Raw genomic sequence first — 20,267 nt, forward strand, 5'->3', positions numbered from 1 at the left:
GCGTGCCCTAGCTTCGTCAACTTCCGCACTTGGTGGATCTTCATGGGGTCCATGGAATCGAGCGCGGCTTCCTGGCCTCCGTAAGAACCGCCAGCAAAGGGGTCGGTCACCAATGATGTGAGCATGAAAGGCGAAACCTATCGCCCGCCGCCACCCCGCAAATCGCGAATCGCGCCGATGATACTGGTGGTAGAGCAGCCTTCAAGGTAACGGAGAATGCGTACGTCGCCACCGGCAGCGGAGACGCATTCGCCTCCAGCCACTTCATCAGGACGGTAGTCGCCGCCCTTTACAAGCACCTGCGGCTTGATGCGGCAAATCAACCTTTCGGGGGTGTCCTCCGAGAAAGGCACGACCCAATCCACGCTGCGCAGGCCGGCAAGCACCGTCATCCGATCATCGCCGCTGTTTATCGGGCGGCCCTCGCCCTTGAGGCGTCGGACCGACGCATCATCGTTGACCGCCACGACCAGACGGTCACCCAGCCGCCGGGCCTGCTCAAGGTACTGAACGTGCCCCGGATGCAGAATATCGAAGCATCCATTGGTCATGACTATCCGCTCCCCTCGAGCACGCGCTGCTTGAACTTGCTCCACCAGTCGGTCCTCGTCGATGACGCCCTGGGGAAGCTGCGGGTCGTGATCGCCCTTGAGTTCCTCGCGGCTAACCGTTGCCGCCCCCAACTTGCCGACGACGATACCCGCGGCCCGGTTTGCCAGCGCGCTCGCGGCCGGCAGTGCCCCTACAGCAGCCAACGTGGCTGCCAACACTGCGATAACGGTGTCCCCCGCCCCGGTGACGTCATACACGTCCCGGGCTTCGGCAGGAAAATGAAGCGGGTCGTCGTTCCGGCGCAGCAGAGTCATACCCCGCTCGCCCCGGGTAATGAGTAACGCCTCAAGCTCCAGCGCCTCAATCATGCCCATCCCACGACCGACGAGGTCGCTCTCGTACTCGCAGCGGCCTGCGACCAGCTCGAACTCATGCTGATTCGGGGTAAGCATTGTCGCCCCGCGGTAACGGCTGAAATCGAGCCCCTTAGGGTCCACCAGCACGGGCACGCCGGCCTCACGGCCCAATCGAATGAATGCCTGCGCGTCGCAGAGCGTACCTTTGGCGTAGTCTGACAGCACGAGCACATCGACCGCTGAAAGCTGGGCCTCGACAATCCCGGCGAGGAGTTCGCTGCTGCGCCGATGGAATCCGTCCTCGAAGTCGAGTCGGATCAGCTGCTGGTGGCGACTTAGCACGCGCAGCTTTGTGATAGTGGCCAACCCAGGCACCTCAGCGATGGCCATCTTGACCTGGGTCCCTTCCAACGCTCTGCAAAGGGCGCGTCCCGCGTCGTCGTCGCCAACCAGTCCTGCAAGAGCAACTTGCGCGCCTAACGCCGCGATATTCAACGCGACATTGCCTGCACCGCCGGCACGCTCCTCTGCCTCACTGATATGGACGACCGGAACCGGCGCTTCTGGCGAAATTCGGGAAGTAGCGCCGTACCAGTAGCGGTCGAGCATCAGATCGCCGACTACCAGGGCACGCACCGTTGAAAAGTCTGGTACATGTATAGTCATTGGCTACATTCCCCGGATTCAATCGTGGCGCGATTCGCGCATCATCACATGCGAAGGAGGTTTTGCACGGCGTGACCAATTGCCTTCGCCGCTATACGATACTGCTGCCCACGTTCGTTCCGCGCAACGGCACGGGACATTCTCGCGAACTCGGACTTCGAATCTACGCCATAGCGCTCCCTCAGATAGCGTTCGGCATCAGGCTCCGACAGCAGCGCAAGCGCGTGATCGACATACCCATAGGCTATGGCCAGTAGCGCCGCCTTAAGCAACAGCGGCACACGCGCTTCTCCCGCATCGGCGAGCACACGAGGATCCTTCATGAATAGGACATCACCGTGTGAAAGCTGCCCTCTAGAGTAAGGAACCGACCCGCGAGTCACTGCAGGATACTTGCGCTTGGTGGTGCGGCGCCATGCATGCAATTCTATGAACCCCATGGCATAGAAGCCGTACGAATGAAGGAACAGGCTGACGTCGTGAAACAGCGGCTGGTTGTGGTAGATCTCGAAAAACTCCACCTCCGCCCGCACGGCGAGGACGCTCCGATCCAACAAATCGGTACCGGTCTCGAACACTTCCAACTCGGCGCCTTGGACGTCAATCTTGATGTAAGACGCCTCCTGGAAACCGAGACGTTGCGCCGCCGTGTCCAATGCAACCGTGTCCAGTGTCGCTTCGCCGTCGTCCTCATAGTAGCCACTGCGGCTGAACCGTGCCGCGAGGTCCCGATCGGCCTCGAGCAGCGACGAACATCCGCGCTGCTTATAGAGGTGCAGGATCCTGCCCTGCGCTTCCTTTCCTAGGGCAATAGGGTGGAAGGTGAGGCTTTTCCAAGGGGCAACTTTCTTGGACCTTACTCTGTTCAGGCGCGCGCATTCTTCAGCATCCGGCTCAAACCCGTGTGCCTCAATGGCGCGCGCAAGAGGAAGCAAGTCGCTCGTGAATCCATCGCGGGCTCCGATATCCAGTGCCTGGATCGTTACATCATTGAGCAGTTCGCCGAAGCCCCGCGAACCCATAAACTTTTCCGCCATCTCAGGCTTTCCCCCATGCATGCCCATGTCACCAGACTTCTCCAGCCTGCGCACGTCGATAATAAGCCATGCATCCTTCGTAGGTACGCTCAATGGAGAAGTTTGCCTCCACATGTTCGCGACAGTAATGCGGGTTGATGGTCGGAAGTGCCTCTACTGCTTCCCTCATCTCCAACTCGTCGGAGCAGACAAAGCCGGTGCGGCCATGAACAACGATCTCCTCTACAGCGCCGCGCTTGAACGCAATGACGGGTGTCCCGCACGCCATTGCCTCGATTAGTACGAGACCGAAGGGTTCATCCCAATGAATCGGGAAGAGCAGCGCCTTCGCGCTCTGCAGCAACCTGATCTTGAGGGCGCCGTAGACAACCCCCACGGCACGGACGCCAGGATACCCAGGTAACCAAGTCGCGGGTGTCGCCAGCCGTCGCCCCCCCGCGATCACTAGCGGATAGCTCGTATGTCGCGCGACACGAACTGCCGCATCTATCCCTTTATTACGCCTACGTACCTTGCTCAGAAACAATAATGAATCATCCTTCGTGGAGTTGTAGCTATACTGGCCGAGAGGCACGCCGTTGTATACGAAGTGGACGGATCCGTGGTTAGCTGCATGGCTCTTGGATACATAGATCCTGTTACGCAGCGGACGTTCGCTTCCTAAATGATTCCCATGGACATGTGTGACATACGGCGCCCAAGACCGCTGAAGGGCGGCATCAAGCGATTCATTGGAGAAATGAAGGTGCACGATATCCAATCCGGAAGGAAGTAACCGCACAAGGTTATCTCCGCTGAGCAGGTTTCTACTGGGGATATAACGATAGCCGGCGTCGGAGTGGCCGCTTGGACTTATGATCGAGACGGTGTGCCCCTGCCGTACCTGCTCCTCCGCGAGCCAAGCTACGTATTGGGGAGCACCGCCGTCGGCACCAGTAGGCGGAACCCTCTTGTTCACTACGTGTACGATGTGCATGGTGCGATGTATCGCTTAGCGAAGCCTGTAGTAACGGAAGCGCGCCCGCATCTGGAGTCGGCGCCATACATTGGGTGGCTTATGCCGCAGGCTCGCCTGCGTCGAGAGAGAGCGATCGACGGCATCAAGTATCCGTTCGCTTGAGCGTCCGTCCCGGTAAGGATGCACATAGTTGCAAAAGGCACGGATAGCCCGCAGCCGCGCCTCTTCCGGCTGGAGCGCGCGCGCGAGCGCAGTAGGCAATTCGCTGGGTGTTTGTATATCGATCAAGTGCGGCCCTGGCTTCATGTTGCGGAGCGTGACCACCGGCTTGTCGAGCATCAAGAACTCGAACACGATGGACGAGGTATCGGAAACCATCACGTCGGCGACCTTCAAAAGCGGCAGCACGTCATCCGTTTCCACGTACCGAAGATGAGGACCCTCGAGCGCTTTGTATCGCGCGACTACTTCCGGATCCATCTTCGGATGGAGCGTAACCAACCAGTCTAGATCCCCGCTTTCTGCAAGCGCCGCTATCTGATCCGCAAGCCAAGGCGCGGAGGTCAAAGAACGCGTAAACGTCGACGCATACAGAATCCGTGGACGATTGCTGCGGCGGTACGAGGGTTGCGCAGCGTCTTCAGGTGCAAAAAGCGGGTCGATCTTGGGCCAACCGGTCTCAGCCACGAAGAAGTGCTTATGGCGCTCTGCCAGCGCTTGGAAGCGCTCGGTGGTGAACGGGCCGTGGGTGCAGTAGAGATCGAACAGGCCGCGGATGCGAAAGTGGTCTTTCGGGTTCTTGGTCTCCAAGCCGTGGAACACTTGCACCTTCAATCCTGGAATGAAGTCCGGAACCCAGTTGCCGGGCACAAATACCGCATCCGGCCGAAAGGCTTTGATTGCTTCGATGCTGTCAAGGTAGCGCTCGTCGGGCAAGAGGTGGTCCGCACCCGCGCCGTGGAAAAACCATGCCGACTCGCCACCGCGCGCGCGGATCGCTGCCTGCAAGGGGCGCAGGATGGCGAGCGAGTACGGCTGGTGGACAAAGAAGAGGTAACGTCGGCTCATGCGCCTCTCCGCCTACTGCTCGCACGTTCCAGGCGCTCCATGCGGCGGATGGCCCACAAGCCGGCATACTTATTGAACTCTACCTGGCTGTAGATGACCGCCATCAAGTAGCCGACCCGACCATCCAGAAACCCACCCCGAAACACATAGATATGCACGAAGACCCACGCCGCGCGCAGCGATGCCAGGAACAGACCGCCGCCTCGTTTGCCTGCGGCGTGCTTCTTCTGCGCGCCGAGCCACGCGTACTTGGCCGCCTTGTCCAATGCATGGCCGAAATCCCGATGCGTGTAGTGAAGCAGGCGCCCGCCGAGGGTCCCGAGCTTACCGGGAGCCACGATGAGCTTTTCGTGGACTTGGTCGGGCGAGAAACGCCCGGCCGCGCGGCGGAATAAGCGCAGCGGCGCTCGGGCACTGCGACCATAGTCGAGGCGCTTGCCATAAATCGTCACGCCCCAAGGGAGGCGATACGCCACCTCCTCGGCATCATTCGTAAGGAGTTTGCGAATGGAGGCCTGCATCTTCGCATCAAGCGCCTCGTCGCAGTCGATGGACAGCACCCAGTCGCCCGTTGCATAGTCCAGCGCACGCTGCTTTTGGGGCCCATAACCTGGCCAATCGGTCACGTAGACCTTGTCGGTGTAGCGCCGTGCGATCTCCACCGTGCGGTCGTCGCTTCCGCTGTCGACGACGATGATCTCGTCGGCGACCGGCGCCACCGAGGATAGGCACGCGTCGATGCGGTCCTCCTCATTGAAGGAGATGACGATCACGGACAGCGTACTGCGGCGTTCGTTCATCGGACAGCAGACTCCTGGATATGCGGCGTTCTGCCGTGATGACGGAGCGCGATGCAATCAAAGTACGCATCGATGAGCGGCATCGCTCAGCCCTGCGCCATGAGTTCTTGGTAAACGCGCATCGTCTCGTGCACCGTCCGCTCGACATTGAAGTCATCGCGAATGCGCCGCTGCGCCGCCCGGCCATACTTCAGCCGCTTATCGCGGTCGAGCAATAGTTCTTCCAAGGCTTCGGTCAGCGCCCCTTCGTCACCCGCCGGCACCACGCGACCGCTCACGCGATCTTGAACCAGCTCCGGGCTGCCGCCCGAGTCGGTCACGATCGGCGCGATCCCCTGCGCCATCGCCTCGATGACCGCGCGCGGCAAACCCTCGCGGCGCAGGGAAGGCAGAACGAAAACGTCAAACCCGCCCACCAACGCGGCCGCCTCGGGCCGAAACCCAAGAACATGAATTCGGTCGCGGCGCGGACTGGCGGCGATGGCACGATCGATCGTCTTGTCCTGTCCGCGGCCGAGCAGCACGAGGTGCGCGCCCAGTTGCTCGGGAAGGCGGTCGAACGCACGCACCAGCACATCGATGCCCTTGCGCGGACGCATACGGGCAACGCATCCGATAACGGGCGCGCCATTGGGTATGCCGATCGTTGCCAGATCGGGCTGAGCCTCCTGCTGGTACCACTCCAGACGGTGGCCCTTGTAGATCGTAACCACCTTCTCCGGCGGAACACGCAGCCACAGGAAGCGCATATTCAGGAAATAGCGCCGAATAGCCTCGCATACGCAGATAATCCGATCCACTCGAGGATTGAGAAACGACGCCCAGGAAAGCGGATCCAGGAAGCTGAGATTACCGACGATGCCGCGATAGGCCACGATGCGTACCGGCATGCCCTTGCTTGCGCGCAAAGTGTTGGAGAGCGCGATCTTGGTGAACACGTGCACAATATCGAATGCCCCGCTCTCCAGCCTGCGCCGCAGAGCGTTGATTGCCGTGCGGTCGAAGCGGTGTTGCAGGGGCAGTTCGTGCACCACGATACCGGCGTCCCGCAAAATGGACCGGCGCGCGGCTTGTGGGTCGCAGATGACCTCGAAGTCGAGACCCCGGGCTTTCAAGCCAAGCACGGTATGGCACTCACCCCGATCGATCTGGGTGAACACAAACAACACTCGCATTGCCGAACGGGCGGCGCTAGTCTCCATAGACCTGCCCCGGGGTTTGCCGTTGCATTGAGGAGTGGCCGTTCGTCTCCGTCACGTCGGCCGGCTGCGTCGCCGGCGCCAGATGGAAGCTGTACGCCAAGCCGGCAAAGAACGCGAAGTAGATCCATCCGATCTGTCGATCGACATAGGCCTCGGCGAAATTGACGACGATGAACAGCAACAGGACAGAGGCGAAGAAGAACGCCAGATCACCCGGCAGTTTCCCTGAGCGCCACGCCGCGTGGACCTGACGCACGAGAACCAGGAGCACGGCGAGCGTCAACAACAGTCCCACTAAACCGCCGCGCACCAGCATCTCAATTGGCGTGTTGTGAAACTGGGCCATTTGCGACACCGGTCTCGGCTGCCCACTGTCGGCGATCAGCTCGGGAGGCGTACCTGGACCCCAGCCGAACCATTTGCGCTCCGACCACTTCTCGAGACCTACATGCCACAGCCGCACACGGATCCCAAACGAGGTAAGGGGCGCGTCCTGAGGGCCGGCAGCGATCAGCTGCGTTATCGCGCTCTTCTCCTGCGCGAAACGCTCGCTAACCCCCTCGTAATGGTAGGCCACTAGCCCGACCGCGCTGGCGACCGCCAAGGCCACCACCAACACGTGGAGACCCGACAGGCGCTCCATTCCCCGTCGGCGTACCCAAATCTGGTAGGACACGTAGAACGCGACCCAGAATAGGATCGCGAGCCACGCCGCCCGGACCTGCGTCGCCAACAAGGCAGAAACCAACAGAAAGAAGGTCGCGAGCCAGAATGCGATGCTCGCCCATCGGCCGAGCCGCGCCTCGGAGACTCTCAAGAGGCGCGGCGCGAGAACGACCCAGCCAACGATGGCAGTGGCAAAGAACAGGCCGATATGCTGGGCGTTCTGGCCGAGCAACAAGCGGGCGCGCCCCGCCAACAAGGAGACGAGGCTGTTCCATTCCACATAGGCGACGAGCGCCAGCAGGAGCCCGACGAGCGCCACCGCGAGCAGACGCAGCATCGTCTCCACGCGCCCGCTGACCCACCACGCCACCGCCAGCACCAACAGGATCCGCGCCATGCGGCGCACCTCGTCGAGCTGCTCGGCCAAAAGATCCGGGAACTCCCATGCCGCGACCGCCGCCCGGATCGCGAAGTAGGAAAGCCATAGTGTGAGAACCTGGGCGAGTGGATCGCGACGCAGGATCGGCCATGCGCGCGGAAGCTGCCACAAGAATGCTCCTCCAAGCAGAACCATACCGGCGCTCTGGGCGGCCTTGGAGCTCCCCAAACCCAGCGCCAGCAGAATGAGTCCGGCGATGGCGAACCAGTGGACGACAGCGGCACTCCCGACTCCGCTCCGTTCGCCTAACACAACTTGGAGTCCTGGCGCCCGCGCGCTCTCCAAGGGCGTTCGCCGACAGTCACCGCACTCGTGACGAGGGGGCATCTTGGAGTATGTATCAGCATGCGGATGAGCGTGGCTTGATTGGACGCTGGCGCGCGCTGGCGAACGGATCGTTGACCGCGACAAGTCCTGCTAGCACCGAGACGTGAGGGATGGGTCGATAGCTTGCGCAGCAAAATCCCGATGGTGAGCCTCCGCCGTGCAATGCGCATCGCACACCGTGGGAGGCCACTGCCATGCCATGTTACCGATCCACCAACACATACTCCGCCCCGCAGTACGGACACTTGGCCATACCGGTCTCTTCGATGGGGAGGTAGACGCGCGGGTGGGAGTTCCACAGGCTCATGCCGTCCATGGGGCAGTGCAGCGGGACGTCGGCGCGCGTCACCTCGTAGCGGTTGGCGGCGTTGGGTTCGATGGTCTGCGGCTTCTCGGACAGCTTCGGCACGGGCTGCTTCCTCCAGTCGGTAATACCTGCTCAGCCTTCGCTCACCAGGGTGAGCCATTCGGGATGCTCGCGACGGCGGCCATGTACCTGATCGAAGTACAAGGTCTGCAGGCGCTCGGTGATGGGGCCGCGCCCGCCCTCGCCGATCACCCGCCCGTCGAGCTCGCGGATCGGCGTCACTTCGGCGGCGGTGCCGGTGAAGAAGGCCTCGTCGGCGATATAGACCTCGTCGCGGGTGATGCGCTTCTCGCGCACCGGCACGCCGATCTCAGCCGCGAGCTGGATCACCGTATCGCGCGTGATGCCGTCCAGGGCGGAGGTCAGCTCGGGCGTGTAGATCACCCCGTCGCGCACCATGAAGAAGTTCTCGCCGCTGCCTTCGGCCACGAAGCCCTCGGTATCGAGCAGCAGCGCTTCGTCCGCGCCGCAGGCCAGCGCTTCCTGCAGCGCCAGCATGGAGTTCATGTAATTGCCGTTGGCCTTGGCCTTGGTCATGGTGATATTGACGTGGTGGCGCGTGTATGAGGAGGTGCGAATGCGGATGCCCTTCTCGATCCCCTCCGCCCCCAGATACGAGCCCCACGACCAGGCGGCGACGATCACGTGCACCTTGAGATTATCGGCGCGCAGTCCCATGCCCTCCGAGCCGTAGAAGCACATGGGGCGGATGTAGGCCGACTCCAGGCCGTTCTCGCGCACCACCTCGCACTGCGCCGCGTTCAGCGTGTCCTTATCCCAGGGCATCGCCATACGCAGGATCTTGGCCGAACGGAATAGCCGGTCGGTGTGCTCCTTGAGCCGAAAGATCGCCGCGCCGCGCGGGGTCTTGTAGGCGCGCACGCCCTCGAACACGCCCATGCCGTAGTGCAAGGTGTGCGTCAGCACGTGGGTCTTGGCTTCGCGCCAAGGAACCAGCTGGCCGTCATACCAGATGACGCCGTCGCGGTCGTCCATCGTCATCACTGCGAAATCTCCTTCAGCATCGCCGCCGGGGATCAATTGGCGATCACCGGGCGACACTGGAATATCGAGGTAAGATGCTGTCATGTCAGGGCGACGCGCCCCGCTCAGGGCTCCATCAGCGTCTGCCACACCCGGCTCACGGCCTCGCGCTCGGCGGCATACTCATCGGCCGGCACGACGGGAGGCAGCCCCTGCAGCGTCAGGCGGTGCAGGCGCGCGCGGAAGGTCCGGTAAGCGTCGCTGAGCAACTGGGCCTGTTCGGGCGGCAACAACCCCGCCTCGGCGAAGCCGGCCAGCAAGCGGATATTGTCCGTATAGCGCAGCAGGGCGGGATGCTTATGCGCCCATGACAGAACGCCGTATTGGACCATAAATTCGATATCCGCGATACCTCCGGCGCCTTGCTTGAGGTCGAAGCCCGCCGCCGCCGGCGCGGCCAACGCTTCGCGCATGCGGGCACGCATGGCGCGCACGTCCTCGCGCAAGGCCGCGGCGTCACGCGCGCGGCTCAGCACCTCGGCGCGCACCTTCCCGAAGCCGTCCGCGATCAAGGGATCGCCCGCAACCACCCGCGCCCGCACCAACGCCTGATGCTCCCAGGTCCAGGCCTCGCTGCGCTGGTACTCCGCTAGGGCGTCAAGCCCCGTCACCAGCAGCCCCGAGGCTCCGCTCGGGCGCAAGCGCAGGTCGACTTCGTACAACACGCCGGCGGCGGTGTGGGCGGTGAGTAGATGGATGATGCGCTGGCCCAGACGCGCGAAGAACTGGGCGTTGGGGATGGGCCGGTCGCCCTCGGTCAGGCGTGCGTCGTCGTCGCCCCCGTGCACGAACACGACATCGAGGTCGGAACCGTAGCCGAGCTCGATGCCGCCGAGCTTGCCGTAGGCCACGATGGCGAAGCCTTTGTCGCAGACCGTGCCGTCGGCGCTGCACACCGGGCGCCCGTGGCGGGCCACCAAGTGCCCCCAGGCAAGCTCCAGCACCTCGTCCAGCACCACTTCGGCCAGCCAGGTGAGGTGATCGCTGACCACCATCAAAGGCATGGCGGCGGCGACGTCGGCCGCCGCCACGCGCAGGGTCTGCGCCTGCTTGAAGTGGCGCAGCGCGTCCATGCGCTGCTCCAGGTCCTCGGGGTCCAGCCGCGCCAGGCGCGCGCGCAGCTCGGCGGCCATGGCCGCCTTGTCGGGCGGCGCGTACAGGGCACGCGGATCGAGCAGCTCGTCCAGCAGCAGCGGGTGCTGGGCGAGCAACGACGTGACCCAGGAACTCGCGCTGCACAGGCGTACCAGCTGCGACAGCGCCATCGGATTCTCGACCAACAGGGCGAGGTAGGCGGTGCGCTGCGCGATTACCTCGATCAGGTGCACCACCCGGCCGAGCGTCCGGTCGGGCTCCTCTGCCTGGCCGACCGCGCCGATCAGCAAGGGCATGAGGCGCTCCAGGCGCGTGCGGCCGCGCCCGCTCAGACTGCGGCCGGTGTGTCCCTCGCGCAGTCCGGTGAGCCGCGCGCGCGCCGCAGCGGGATCGGCGAACCCTGCCGCCTGCAGGGCGCTCTCGGCCGCCGCCGGCTCGAGCGTATCGAGCCACACGCCGGCCAGATCGAGTTCGTCGGCTTCGGCGTGCCGTGTCTGCGGCGCTTCGAACACCTGGGCGAACTGTTCGTGCACGCGGCCCCGATGACTGGCCAACTCGGCCGCGAAGGCCTCCCAGCTCGCGTAGCCCATGCCGTAGGCGAGCCGCGCCCGCCCCTCGGGGTCCTGCGGCAGCGCGTGCGTCTGCTGATCGGCGAACTGTTGCACACGGTGTTCAGTGCGGCGCAAGAAGCGATAAGACGCGCGCAAAGCCTCGGCCACATAGTGCGGCAGGTAGTTAAGGGCGGCCAAACGCTCCAGGATCACCAGTAGGCTGCGCTCCTGCAGCTCCGGCTCGCGGCCGCCGCGGATCAACTGAAACGCCTGGGCGATGAACTCCACCTCACGGATGCCGCCCGCCCCGAGTTTCACGTTCTCGTCCATGCCCTTGCGCCGCACCTCCTGGTTGATGAGCTGCTTCATCTCACGCAGGGATTCGAAGGAGCCGAAATCGAGGTAGCGGCGATAGACGAAGGGGCGCAGCAACGCCATGAGCTGGCGCACGTCCTCGGGGTCGCCGGTGAGCGGGCGCGCCTTCAGCATCGCGTAGCGCTCCCACTCCCGGCCGTGGACCTGGTAGTACTGCTCCAGGGCGTCGAACGAGAGGGCGAGCGGGCCGCTGTCGCCAAACGGGCGCAGCCGCACGTCGACGCGAAACACGAACCCCTCCGGGGTCGGCTGACTCAGCAGGCCGATCAGGCGCCGCCCCAGGCGGGTGAAGAACTCCTCGTTGGCGCGCGCGCGCCCCGGCCCGCCCCGCGTCTCACCCTCCTCCGGATAGGCAAAGATAAGGTCGACGTCGGAGGAGAAGTTCAGCTCGCCGCCGCCCAGCTTTCCCATGCCGAGCACCACCATGTGCTGCGGCCGACCGCCGGCGTCGCACGGCGTACCGAGCTCGGCGCACTGCCAGCGGTACAGACGCGCCAGCGCCGCGCCGATGGCGGCATCGGCGAAGGCCGACAGCGCGGCCACGACCTCCTCGAGCGGCGCCACGCCGGCGATATCGCGTAACGCGAGCTGCATCCACACCCGCCGCCGCGCCCGGCGCAGCGCCTCGCCCAGCTCGGCCTCGCCCCTCGCCTCGTCCGGCACGCCTTGCAAGGCCTCGGCCAAGGCGGCCTGCACCGCTTCCGGCGTGACCGCCTCGCGCAGCACTCCCTGCGCCTCCCAGCGCGCCACCAGTGCCGGCTCGCGCGCGAGGCCTTGGGCGACAAAGTCGCTGACGGCCAGTGCGCGCACCAGCGCGGCGGCCAGCGCAGGGTCCTGTGGCCAGGCGGCACCCCGCTCAGACAGCTGTTCTTGTACCCGGCGCACGCGGGCCTGCAGCGTGGCCGGCAGGTCTTCAGGAAGGGTCGGATCGGACATGGGAGAGAGCTTACGGCGCCGCGCGGGCGGCGCCAAGCACGGGCGGGTCATGCAGGCGGAAAAAGAAAAGCCCCGCCGAGGCGGGGCTTTTCGGTGCACCGGGGTGCGCGGCTTACATCATGCCGCCCATGCCCCCCATGCCGCCCATGTCGGGCATCGCCGGCGCGGACTTGTCGTCCTGCGGCAGCTCGGCCACCATCGCCTCGGTGGTGATCATGAGACCGGCCACGGACGCGGCGTTCTGCAGCGCGGTGCGGGTCACCTTGGTCGGATCCAGGATACCCATCTCGATCATGTCACCGAACTCGCCGGTGGCGGCGTTGTAGCCGTTGTTGCCCTTGCCTTCCTTGACCTTGTTGATGATCACGGAGGGCTCGTCGCCGGCATTGGCCACGATCTGACGCAGCGGCTCTTCCATGGCGCGACGCAGGGTGTTGATGCCCACGTCCTGGTCATGGTTGGCGCCGGTGAGCTTGGTCATGCTCTCCAGAGCGCGGATCAGCGCCACGCCACCGCCGGGCACCACGCCCTCTTCCACCGCCGCACGCGTGGCGTGCAGGGCGTCTTCGACGCGGGCCTTCTTCTCCTTCATCTCGATCTCGGTCTGCGCACCGACCTTGATCACGGCCACACCGCCGGCCAGCTTGGCGACGCGCTCCTGCAGCTTCTCCTTGTCGTAGTCCGAGGTGGCTTCCTCGATCTGCGCGCGGATCTGCTTCACGCGGGCCTCGATGTCCTTGGAGTTGCCGGCACCGTCGATGATGGTGCTGTTCTCCTTGGTGATCACGACGCGCTTGGCGTTGCCCAGATCATCCAGGGTGGCCTTCTCCAGGGACAGGCCGACCTCTTCGGAGATCACGGAGCCGCCGGTCAGGATGGCGATGTCCTGCAGCATGGCCTTGCGGCGGTCGCCGAAGCCCGGCGCCTTCACGGCGGCAACCTTCACGATGCCACGGATGGTGTTCACGACCAGGGTGGCCAACGCCTCGCCCTCGACGTCCTCGGCGATGATCAGCAGCGGCCGACCGGCCTTGGCGACGCCTTCCAGCACGGGCAGCAGCTCGCGGATGGAGGAGATCTTCTTGTCGCACAGCAGGATGAACGGCTCGTCCAACTCGACGCTCATGTTCTGCTGATTGTTCACGAAGTAGGGCGACAGGTAGCCGCGGTCGAACTGCATGCCCTCGACCACGTCCAGCTCGTTGTCGAGGCCGGAACCCTCTTCGACCGTGATCACGCCTTCCTTGCCAACCTTCTTCATCGCCTCGGCGATGATGCTGCCGATGGACTCGTCGGAGTTGGCCGAGATGGTGCCCACCTGGGCAATGGCCTTGTCATCGGCGCAGGGCTTGGACAGCTTCTGCAGCGCCTCGACGGCGGCGTGGGTCGCCTTGTCGATACCGCGCTTGAGGTCCATCGGGTTCATGCCGGCGGCGACCGCCTTCATGCCCTCGGTCAGGATGCTCTGCGCCAGCACGGTCGCCGTGGTGGTGCCGTCACCGGCCACGTCGGAGGTCTGCGAGGAGACTTCCTTCACCATCTGCGCGCCCATGTTCTCGTACTTGTCCTTGAGCTCGATCTCCTTGGCGACGGAGACGCCGTCCTTGGTGATCGTGGGGGCACCGAAGCTCTTGTCGATGACGACGTTGCGGCCCTTGGGGCCCAGGGTCACCTTCACGGCGTTCGCGAGCGTGTTCACGCCGCGCAGCATGCGGTGACGGGCTTCTTCGGCAAACTTCACTTCTTTCGCGGTCATACTCGTATTCCTCTTACCTGATTCCCGAAAACGCGGCGGCCTTTAGCCTTCGATGACGCCCATGATGTCTTCTTCGCGCATCACGAGCAGCTCTTCCCCGCTGATCTTCACTTCGCTCCCGGCGTACTTGCCGAACAGCACCTTGTCACCGGGCTTGACGTCGAGCTTGCGCACCTCGCCGTTCTCCAGGATCTTGCCATTACCCACAGCGACAACCTCGCCCTGAGCCGGCTTCTCCTTGGCCGTGTCCGGAATCACGATGCCGCCCGCGGAGGTGCGCTCTTCCTCCATGCGGCGAACGATCACGCGATCATGCAACGGACGAATGTTCATTATCCTCTTTCTCCCCAAAGCAGAGTGGAAACGTGAGTCACGAGGGCGCCCAGCTGTCGCTTGTTAGCACTCACTCGTTACGAGTGCTAATAATACCCAGGGTCAACCGAGAGTCAAGCGTCTCCCGGTGCGGGTTTTGAACGCCGGCACAGTCAGTTAGGACAGGGGCTGGGAAGGGGCGTCGGCAGGGCTAGCGATCGTCTTCGCGGCGGAACTGGCCCTCGATGGTGCGCGGGCCGGAACGCCCCGCCGGGCGCTGCCACACGCCGGCCAACACCCGCCCCATCGCCCACAGCACCAGCGCGCGACGCGTGACCGGCAGCAGGCAGAGGAAGCCGATCGCATCGGTGACGAAGCCCGGCGTCAGCAGCAAGGTCCCGCCGACCAGCAGCACCACCCCCTCCAGCATGGCCTGGGCAGGCGCCTCGCCGCGCATCAAGGCCGCGCGCACCCGCAGAAACGTCGCAATGCCTTGATAGCGCAGCATCACCGCGCCGAGGAGGGCCGTGAATACCACCAGGAAGACCGTCGGCCAGGCGCCGATGATGCCGCCGACCTGGATCAGGACGTAGATCTCGACCAGGGGAACGATGAGAAACAGTAGAAACAACGCACGTAGGGATCGCATCCCGCCAGTATAAGGGGCGGGGCGGGGGCGCGCCCATTGTGCGGCCGCGCGGGGGACGTTAATGTTCGAACATGGACGAAACAACGACCCATCTACTCGTACTGACCACCTGCCCGGACCGCGACAGCGCGCGCCAGGTGGCCGACGCCCTGGTCGCACAACGCCTCGCCGCCTGTGTGAACATCGTGCCGGGACTCGAGTCGGTGTACCACTGGAAGGGCGCGGTCGAGCGTGACGAGGAACTGCTGCTGGTGATCAAGACCCGCGCGGATCGGTACCCTGCCGTGGAAGCCGCGGTGTGCGAGCAGCATCCCTATGAACTTCCCGAAGTTATCGCAGTCCCAATGGCCAGAGGGCTGCGCCCCTACCTTCGCTGGATCGACGACAACCTGGACCAATAGAACGATGACGAAAGCGTACCACTGGCCCTGGCGGGCCGTGATGGCGGTGCTGTGCCTGGTGCTAGCGACGGGATTCGCGGCGGGTGTCGGTGCCCAGGAAGACGAGCTGCTCGACCCGGATGAGGCGTTCGCGCTCGAGGTCGAGGCCGTGGATGCCAATACGGTGCGCGCGACCTGGACCATCGCGGACGGCTATTACATGTACCGCGAGCGCTTCAAGTTCGAGACCGACACCCAGGGCGTGCGGCTCGGCGAGCCGAACATCCCACCGGGCAAGGTCACCACCGACGAGTTCTTCGGCGAGGTCGAGACCTACCGCAACAGCGTTGCGGTGGAGATCCCCGTCGAGCGCGAGCAGGGTGCGTCCGACACTTTCACGCTGCTGGCCACCTCCCAGGGCTGCGCGGACCTCGGGGTCTGCTACCCGCCGCATCGCCAGGAGGTCGAGGTCACGCTCGCGGCCGCCGACGGCGCGGCCGCGCCGCGCGCCCCGCCCGCCGCGGCAGAGACGCCCGCGCAGACCCAGCCCCAGCAGCGCAGCAATCCCCTCGCCGCCCTGAGTCGCCTCGGCGACCGCCTCGGCCTCCAGAGCCAGGACGATTTCCTCGATCCCGACGACGCCTTCCGCTTCACCGTGCAGCCCGACGGTGATGCGCTCGTCGTGGACTTCCAGATCGCGGACGGTTACTACCTCTACCGCGAGCAGTTCAAGTTCAACCTGAAGGACGCCGATGGCGCGCGCCTCGGCGAGCCGCAGCTGCCCGAGGGTAAGGCGAAGGAAGACGAGTTCTTCGGCAAGACCGAGGTCTACTACAACGCCGTGCAGGTGCGCCTGCCGGTGCAGGGCGCCAGCTCCGCCGACGCCGCGTTGCTGGAGGCCACCTTCCAGGGCTGTGCCGACGCGGGCATTTGCTATCCGCCCATGACGCGCGAGGCGCGCGTGGACCTTGCCGCGCTGACCGGCGAGGCGCCCGCGGCACAGGCGGCCCCGGCGCAGCCGACCACGCCCGCGCAGGCCCCGGCCGCGGCACCAGCGGAGACCGACGCGCCGCCGCTTTCGGAACAGGATCGCATCGCGGCTAGCCTCGCCGACGGGCGCCTGTGGCTCAACGTGCTGGTGTTCTTCGGCCTGGGCCTGCTGCTCGCCTTCACGCCGTGCGTGTTCCCGATGATCCCCATCCTGTCCAGCATCATCGCCGGGCAGGGCGCCACCATCACCACGCGGCGCGCGTTCACCATGTCCCTGGTGTTCGTGCTGGCCATGGCCGTCACCTACACCATTGCCGGCGTGCTGGCCGGCCTGTTCGGCGCCAACTTGCAGGCCACTTTCCAGAACCCGTGGATCCTCGGCACCTTTGCGCTGATCTTCGTGCTGCTGTCGCTGGCCATGTTCGGCTTCTACAACCTGCAGCTGCCGAGCGCCCTGCAGAGCAAGCTCGCCGAGGTCAGCAACCGCCAGCAGGGCGGCACTCTGGTGGGCGTGGGGATCATGGGCTTCCTGTCGGCGCTGATCGTCGGGCCGTGTGTGGCGGCGCCGCTGATGGGCGCGCTGATCTACATCGGCCAGACCGGCGACGCGGTGCTTGGCGGGGCGGCACTGTTCGCCATGAGCCTGGGCATGGGCGTGCCGCTGCTCGCCATCGGCACCTCGGCCGGCAAGCTGTTGCCCAAGGCGGGGCCGTGGATGGACGCCATCAAGGCGGTGTTCGGCGTGCTGCTGCTGGCGGTGGCGATCTGGCTCGTCGAGCGTGTGCTGCCGGCGACCGTGGCGCTCCTGCTGTGGGCCTCGCTGTTCATCATCGCCGCCATCTACATGGGCGCCCTGGAGCCGATCCGCGAGGGCGCCTCGGGCTGGCGGCGCCTGTGGAAGGGCATCGGCTGGTTGCTCATCCTCTGGGGCGTGCTGATGCTGATCGGCGCGGCCCTGGGCGGGCGCGGCGACCTGCTGCAGCCCATGCGCGACGTCGGCTTCGCCGGCGGCGGCGGCGCGGCCGTCCAGGCCCAGCAGGTCGAGTTCCAGAAGGTCAAGAGCGTGGAGGACGTGCAGCGCGCCGTCGCCGCCTCGGCACAGGCCGGACGCCCGGTGATGCTGGACTTCTACGCCGACTGGTGCGTGGATTGCATCCGCATGGAACGCACCACCTTCCGCGATCAGGGCGTGATCCAGGCCATGTCCAATTTCACGCTGCTGAAGGCGGACGTGACCGCCAACGACGCGCAGGACCGCGAACTGCTGCGCCACTTCGGCCTGATCGGCCCGCCCATGATGCTGTTCTTCGACAGCAACGGCGAGGAGATGCGCAACTACCGCGTGGTGGGCTACATGGACGCGGCTAACTTCCGCCCGCACCTGGAGCGCGCCGCGCAGCGCTGAGCGACCCGCCTCCGGCACCGGCCCACGCCGGTGCCGGAGGCGTCTTTCTCCCCTTCCCCGCTGGCGGCTATGGTAGGCTGACGCGCCCGCGTCTCGCGGTTGCCAAGTCTAAGCACAACGACCCAGCGCGCACGCGATGACCCTCTTTCTTTACCTCATGATCGGCGCTCTGGCGGGCACCTTGGCGGGCCTGCTCGGCGTCGGCGGCGGCTTGGTGGTGGTACCGGCACTGGCCTTCCTGTTCGCCGCGCAGGAGGTCGATGCCGGGGTGATCATGCACCTCGCGCTCGGCACCTCGCTGGCCACCATCGTGGTCACCGCCGCCTCCTCAAGCTATGCCCATCACCGGCGCGGCGCCGTGTTGTGGGACGTGGTGGCCCGCCTGACGCCGGGCCTCGTCGTGGGCGTGTTTGTCGGCGCCCTGATGGCCGATCACCTGCCGACGCGGGCCCTCACCGTCATCGTGGGCCTGTTCGCCCTCAGCGTGGCGGCACAAATGGCCTTCGGCGCGCCGCCCAGACCGCACCGCACCCTGCCCGGCACGGGCGGCCAAGTGGGCGCCGGCGCGCTCATCGGCGGCGTGTCGGCATTCGTCGGTATCGGCGGGGGCTCGCTCACCGTGCCCTACCTCGCCTGGTGCAACATCGCCCTGCAGCGGGCGGTCGCCACCTCGGCCGCATGCGGCTTGCCCATCGCCCTGGCGGGCGCCTTGGGCTACATGGCGGCCGGGCGCGGCGCCGAGGCGCTGCCCGCCGGGAGCACGGGCTATGTCTACTGGCCGGCGTTTATCGGCATCGCGTTCACCAGCCTGCTGTTCGCACCGCTCGGTGCCCGCTTCGCGCATGCGCTGCCTACCCGCATCTTGAAGCGAGTGTTCGCGCTGGTACTGGCCCTTGTGGGGCTGCGCATGCTGCTGTGGTAACACAATCGCACGCCGGCCCCCTGCCGGCTCTGTTACAATGGCGCCCGCGGCGACCTCAAATACCTGCCCCGCCGCGCAAATCTTCCCGTATCGATAAGGCTGGCGCCGGGCGGGCGCGGGCCGACTTTTGTCTCTAGGAGTGCTATGAGCTTTTCCGAACTCGGCCTGTCCCCCGCGATCGTGCGCGCCGTCAATGAACACGGCTACACCACCCCGACGCCGATCCAGCGCCAGGCCATCCCTGCCGTGCTGGGCGGCGGCGACCTGCTCGCCGGCGCCCAGACCGGCACCGGCAAGACCGCCGGTTTCACGCTGCCCATCCTGCAGCGCCTGAGCGACACCCCGCGCGCCGGGCGCCGCCACGTGCGCGCCCTGATCCTCGCCCCGACGCGCGAGTTGGCCGCGCAGGTGGAGGAAAGCGTGCGGGTGTACGGCAAGCACGTCGCGCTGAAGTCCATGGCCATGTTCGGCGGCGTGGGCATCAACCCCCAGATCCAGCGCCTGCGCAGCGGCGTGGACATCCTGGTGGCGACGCCGGGGCGCCTGCTCGACCACGTGCAGCAGGGCACCTTGGACCTCTCGCACGTCGAGATTCTGGTGCTGGACGAGGCCGACCGCATGCTCGACATGGGCTTCATCCACGACATCCGCAAGGTCCTGGCCCTGTTGCCGCCCCGGCGGCAGAACCTGCTGTTCTCCGCGACCTTCTCCGACGAGATCAAGGCGCTCGCCGACCGCCTGCTCGACAGCCCCGCGATGATCGAGGTGGCGCGCCGCAACGCCGCGGCCGAAACCGTCGAGCAGAAGGTCTATCTGGTGGACCGCGACAAGAAGCGCCAGCTGCTGGCCGAATTGATCCGCCAGCACAATTGGCACCAGGTGCTGGTCTTCACCCGCACCAAGCACGGCGCCAATCGCCTGGCCGAACAGCTCGGCAAGGACGGCATTCCCGCACTGGCCATCCACGGGAACAAGAGCCAAACGGCGCGCACGCGCGCGCTCACCGAGTTCAAGGCGGGAACGCTACAGGTGCTGGTGGCGACCGACATCGCGGCGCGCGGCATCGACATCAGCGAACTGCCGCACGTGGTGAACTTCGAGCTGCCGAACGTGGCCGAGGACTACGTGCACCGCATCGGGCGCACCGGCCGCGCGGGCGCCGAGGGCGAGGCAACCTCCCTGGTCTGTGTGGACGAACATAAGCTGATGGCCAACATCGAACGCCTGCTCAAGCGCGAGTTGCCCAAGCTGGTGCTACCGGGCTTCGAGCCGGACCTCAACGCCCAGCCCGAACCCATCCCCAACGGCCAGAATCGTGGCGGGCGGCGCCCCGGTCCGGGCCGCGGCGGCCGTCCCGCCGGCCAGGCGGCGCCGCGCCGACCCGCGGTGCGCCGCGCCGGCGGTAACCGCTGAG

General features: G+C 65.5%; 17 protein-coding genes. 4 read left to right on the forward strand and 13 right to left on the reverse strand.

Features of this window, described 5'->3' with window-relative positions; all coding sequences use genetic code 11:
* Positions 1-137: 137 nt before the first annotated feature.
* From hldE to HUS23_05150, 13 genes are all read right to left on the reverse strand, one after another.
* Positions 138-1,574, reverse strand: a complete 1,437-nt coding sequence (hldE, locus tag HUS23_05090; GenBank protein ID QKT03224.1) for a bifunctional D-glycero-beta-D-manno-heptose-7-phosphate kinase/D-glycero-beta-D-manno-heptose 1-phosphate adenylyltransferase HldE — start codon at positions 1,572-1,574, stop codon at positions 138-140.
* A 44-nt stretch (positions 1,575-1,618) separates the two neighbouring features.
* Positions 1,619-2,611, reverse strand: coding sequence for an FkbM family methyltransferase (locus tag HUS23_05095; GenBank protein ID QKT03225.1), 993 nt, complete (start codon positions 2,609-2,611; stop codon positions 1,619-1,621).
* Positions 2,612-2,639: 28 nt separating this feature from the next.
* Positions 2,640-3,587, reverse strand: coding sequence for a glycosyltransferase (locus tag HUS23_05100; GenBank protein QKT03226.1), 948 nt, complete (start codon positions 3,585-3,587; stop codon positions 2,640-2,642).
* A 15-nt stretch (positions 3,588-3,602) separates the two neighbouring features.
* Entirely contained in the window at positions 3,603-4,637 is a 1,035-nt protein-coding gene (locus HUS23_05105; protein QKT03227.1) for a CDP-glycerol glycerophosphotransferase family protein, read from the reverse strand.
* Positions 4,634-5,437, reverse strand: a complete 804-nt coding sequence (locus HUS23_05110) for a glycosyltransferase family 2 protein (protein ID QKT03228.1) — start codon at positions 5,435-5,437, stop codon at positions 4,634-4,636. Before HUS23_05110 ends, HUS23_05105 begins: the two co-directional genes overlap by 4 nt.
* Positions 5,438-5,523: 86 nt before the next feature.
* Positions 5,524-6,597, reverse strand: coding sequence for a glycosyltransferase family 4 protein (locus HUS23_05115; GenBank protein QKT03229.1), 1,074 nt, complete (start codon positions 6,595-6,597; stop codon positions 5,524-5,526).
* 31 nt (positions 6,598-6,628) lie between these two features.
* On the reverse strand, positions 6,629-7,855 hold the full coding sequence (locus tag HUS23_05120; GenBank protein QKT03230.1) for an O-antigen ligase family protein: 1,227 nt from the start codon (positions 7,853-7,855) through the stop codon (positions 6,629-6,631).
* A 418-nt stretch (positions 7,856-8,273) separates the two neighbouring features.
* Positions 8,274-8,480 (reverse strand): zinc-finger domain-containing protein, encoded by a 207-nt coding sequence (locus HUS23_05125; protein ID QKT03231.1) that lies wholly within the window; start codon positions 8,478-8,480, stop codon positions 8,274-8,276.
* Positions 8,481-8,510: 30 nt separating this feature from the next.
* Positions 8,511-9,440, reverse strand: coding sequence for a branched-chain amino acid transaminase (locus tag HUS23_05130; protein QKT03232.1), 930 nt, complete (start codon positions 9,438-9,440; stop codon positions 8,511-8,513).
* Positions 9,441-9,547: 107 nt separating this feature from the next.
* Entirely contained in the window at positions 9,548-12,439 is a 2,892-nt protein-coding gene (gene glnE / locus HUS23_05135; GenBank protein QKT03233.1) for a bifunctional [glutamate--ammonia ligase]-adenylyl-L-tyrosine phosphorylase/[glutamate--ammonia-ligase] adenylyltransferase, read from the reverse strand.
* Between the two features lie 112 nt (positions 12,440-12,551).
* Positions 12,552-14,195, reverse strand: a complete 1,644-nt coding sequence (gene groL / locus HUS23_05140) for a chaperonin GroEL (GenBank protein QKT03234.1) — start codon at positions 14,193-14,195, stop codon at positions 12,552-12,554.
* Between the two features lie 42 nt (positions 14,196-14,237).
* Entirely contained in the window at positions 14,238-14,528 is a 291-nt protein-coding gene (gene groES / locus HUS23_05145) for a co-chaperone GroES (protein QKT03235.1), read from the reverse strand.
* A 190-nt stretch (positions 14,529-14,718) separates the two neighbouring features.
* The gene (locus tag HUS23_05150; GenBank protein QKT03236.1) at positions 14,719-15,156 is read right to left on the reverse strand and encodes an FxsA family protein; all 438 of its coding nucleotides are present in this window, start codon (positions 15,154-15,156) and stop codon (positions 14,719-14,721) included.
* Positions 15,157-15,227: 71 nt separating this feature from the next.
* On the opposite strand from HUS23_05150, the gene HUS23_05155 reads away from it, so the two are divergent.
* The 4 genes from HUS23_05155 (at position 15,228) to HUS23_05170 (ending at position 20,266) form a co-directional block, all read left to right on the forward strand.
* Complete coding sequence (locus HUS23_05155) at positions 15,228-15,557, forward strand: divalent-cation tolerance protein CutA (GenBank protein ID QKT03237.1); 330 nt, start codon at positions 15,228-15,230, stop codon at positions 15,555-15,557.
* Positions 15,558-15,597: 40 nt separating this feature from the next.
* Positions 15,598-17,931, forward strand: a complete 2,334-nt coding sequence (locus HUS23_05160; protein QKT04979.1) for a protein-disulfide reductase DsbD — start codon at positions 15,598-15,600, stop codon at positions 17,929-17,931.
* 136 nt (positions 17,932-18,067) lie between these two features.
* Positions 18,068-18,853, forward strand: coding sequence for a sulfite exporter TauE/SafE family protein (locus HUS23_05165; protein ID QKT03238.1), 786 nt, complete (start codon positions 18,068-18,070; stop codon positions 18,851-18,853).
* Positions 18,854-18,997: 144 nt separating this feature from the next.
* A complete protein-coding gene (locus tag HUS23_05170; GenBank protein ID QKT03239.1) occupies positions 18,998-20,266 on the forward strand; it encodes a DEAD/DEAH box helicase in 1,269 nt (422 codons plus the stop codon).
* Position 20,267 lies beyond the last annotated feature (1 nt).

The organism is Ectothiorhodospiraceae bacterium 2226 (assembly GCA_013348725.1).
Classification (GTDB): domain Bacteria; phylum Pseudomonadota; class Gammaproteobacteria.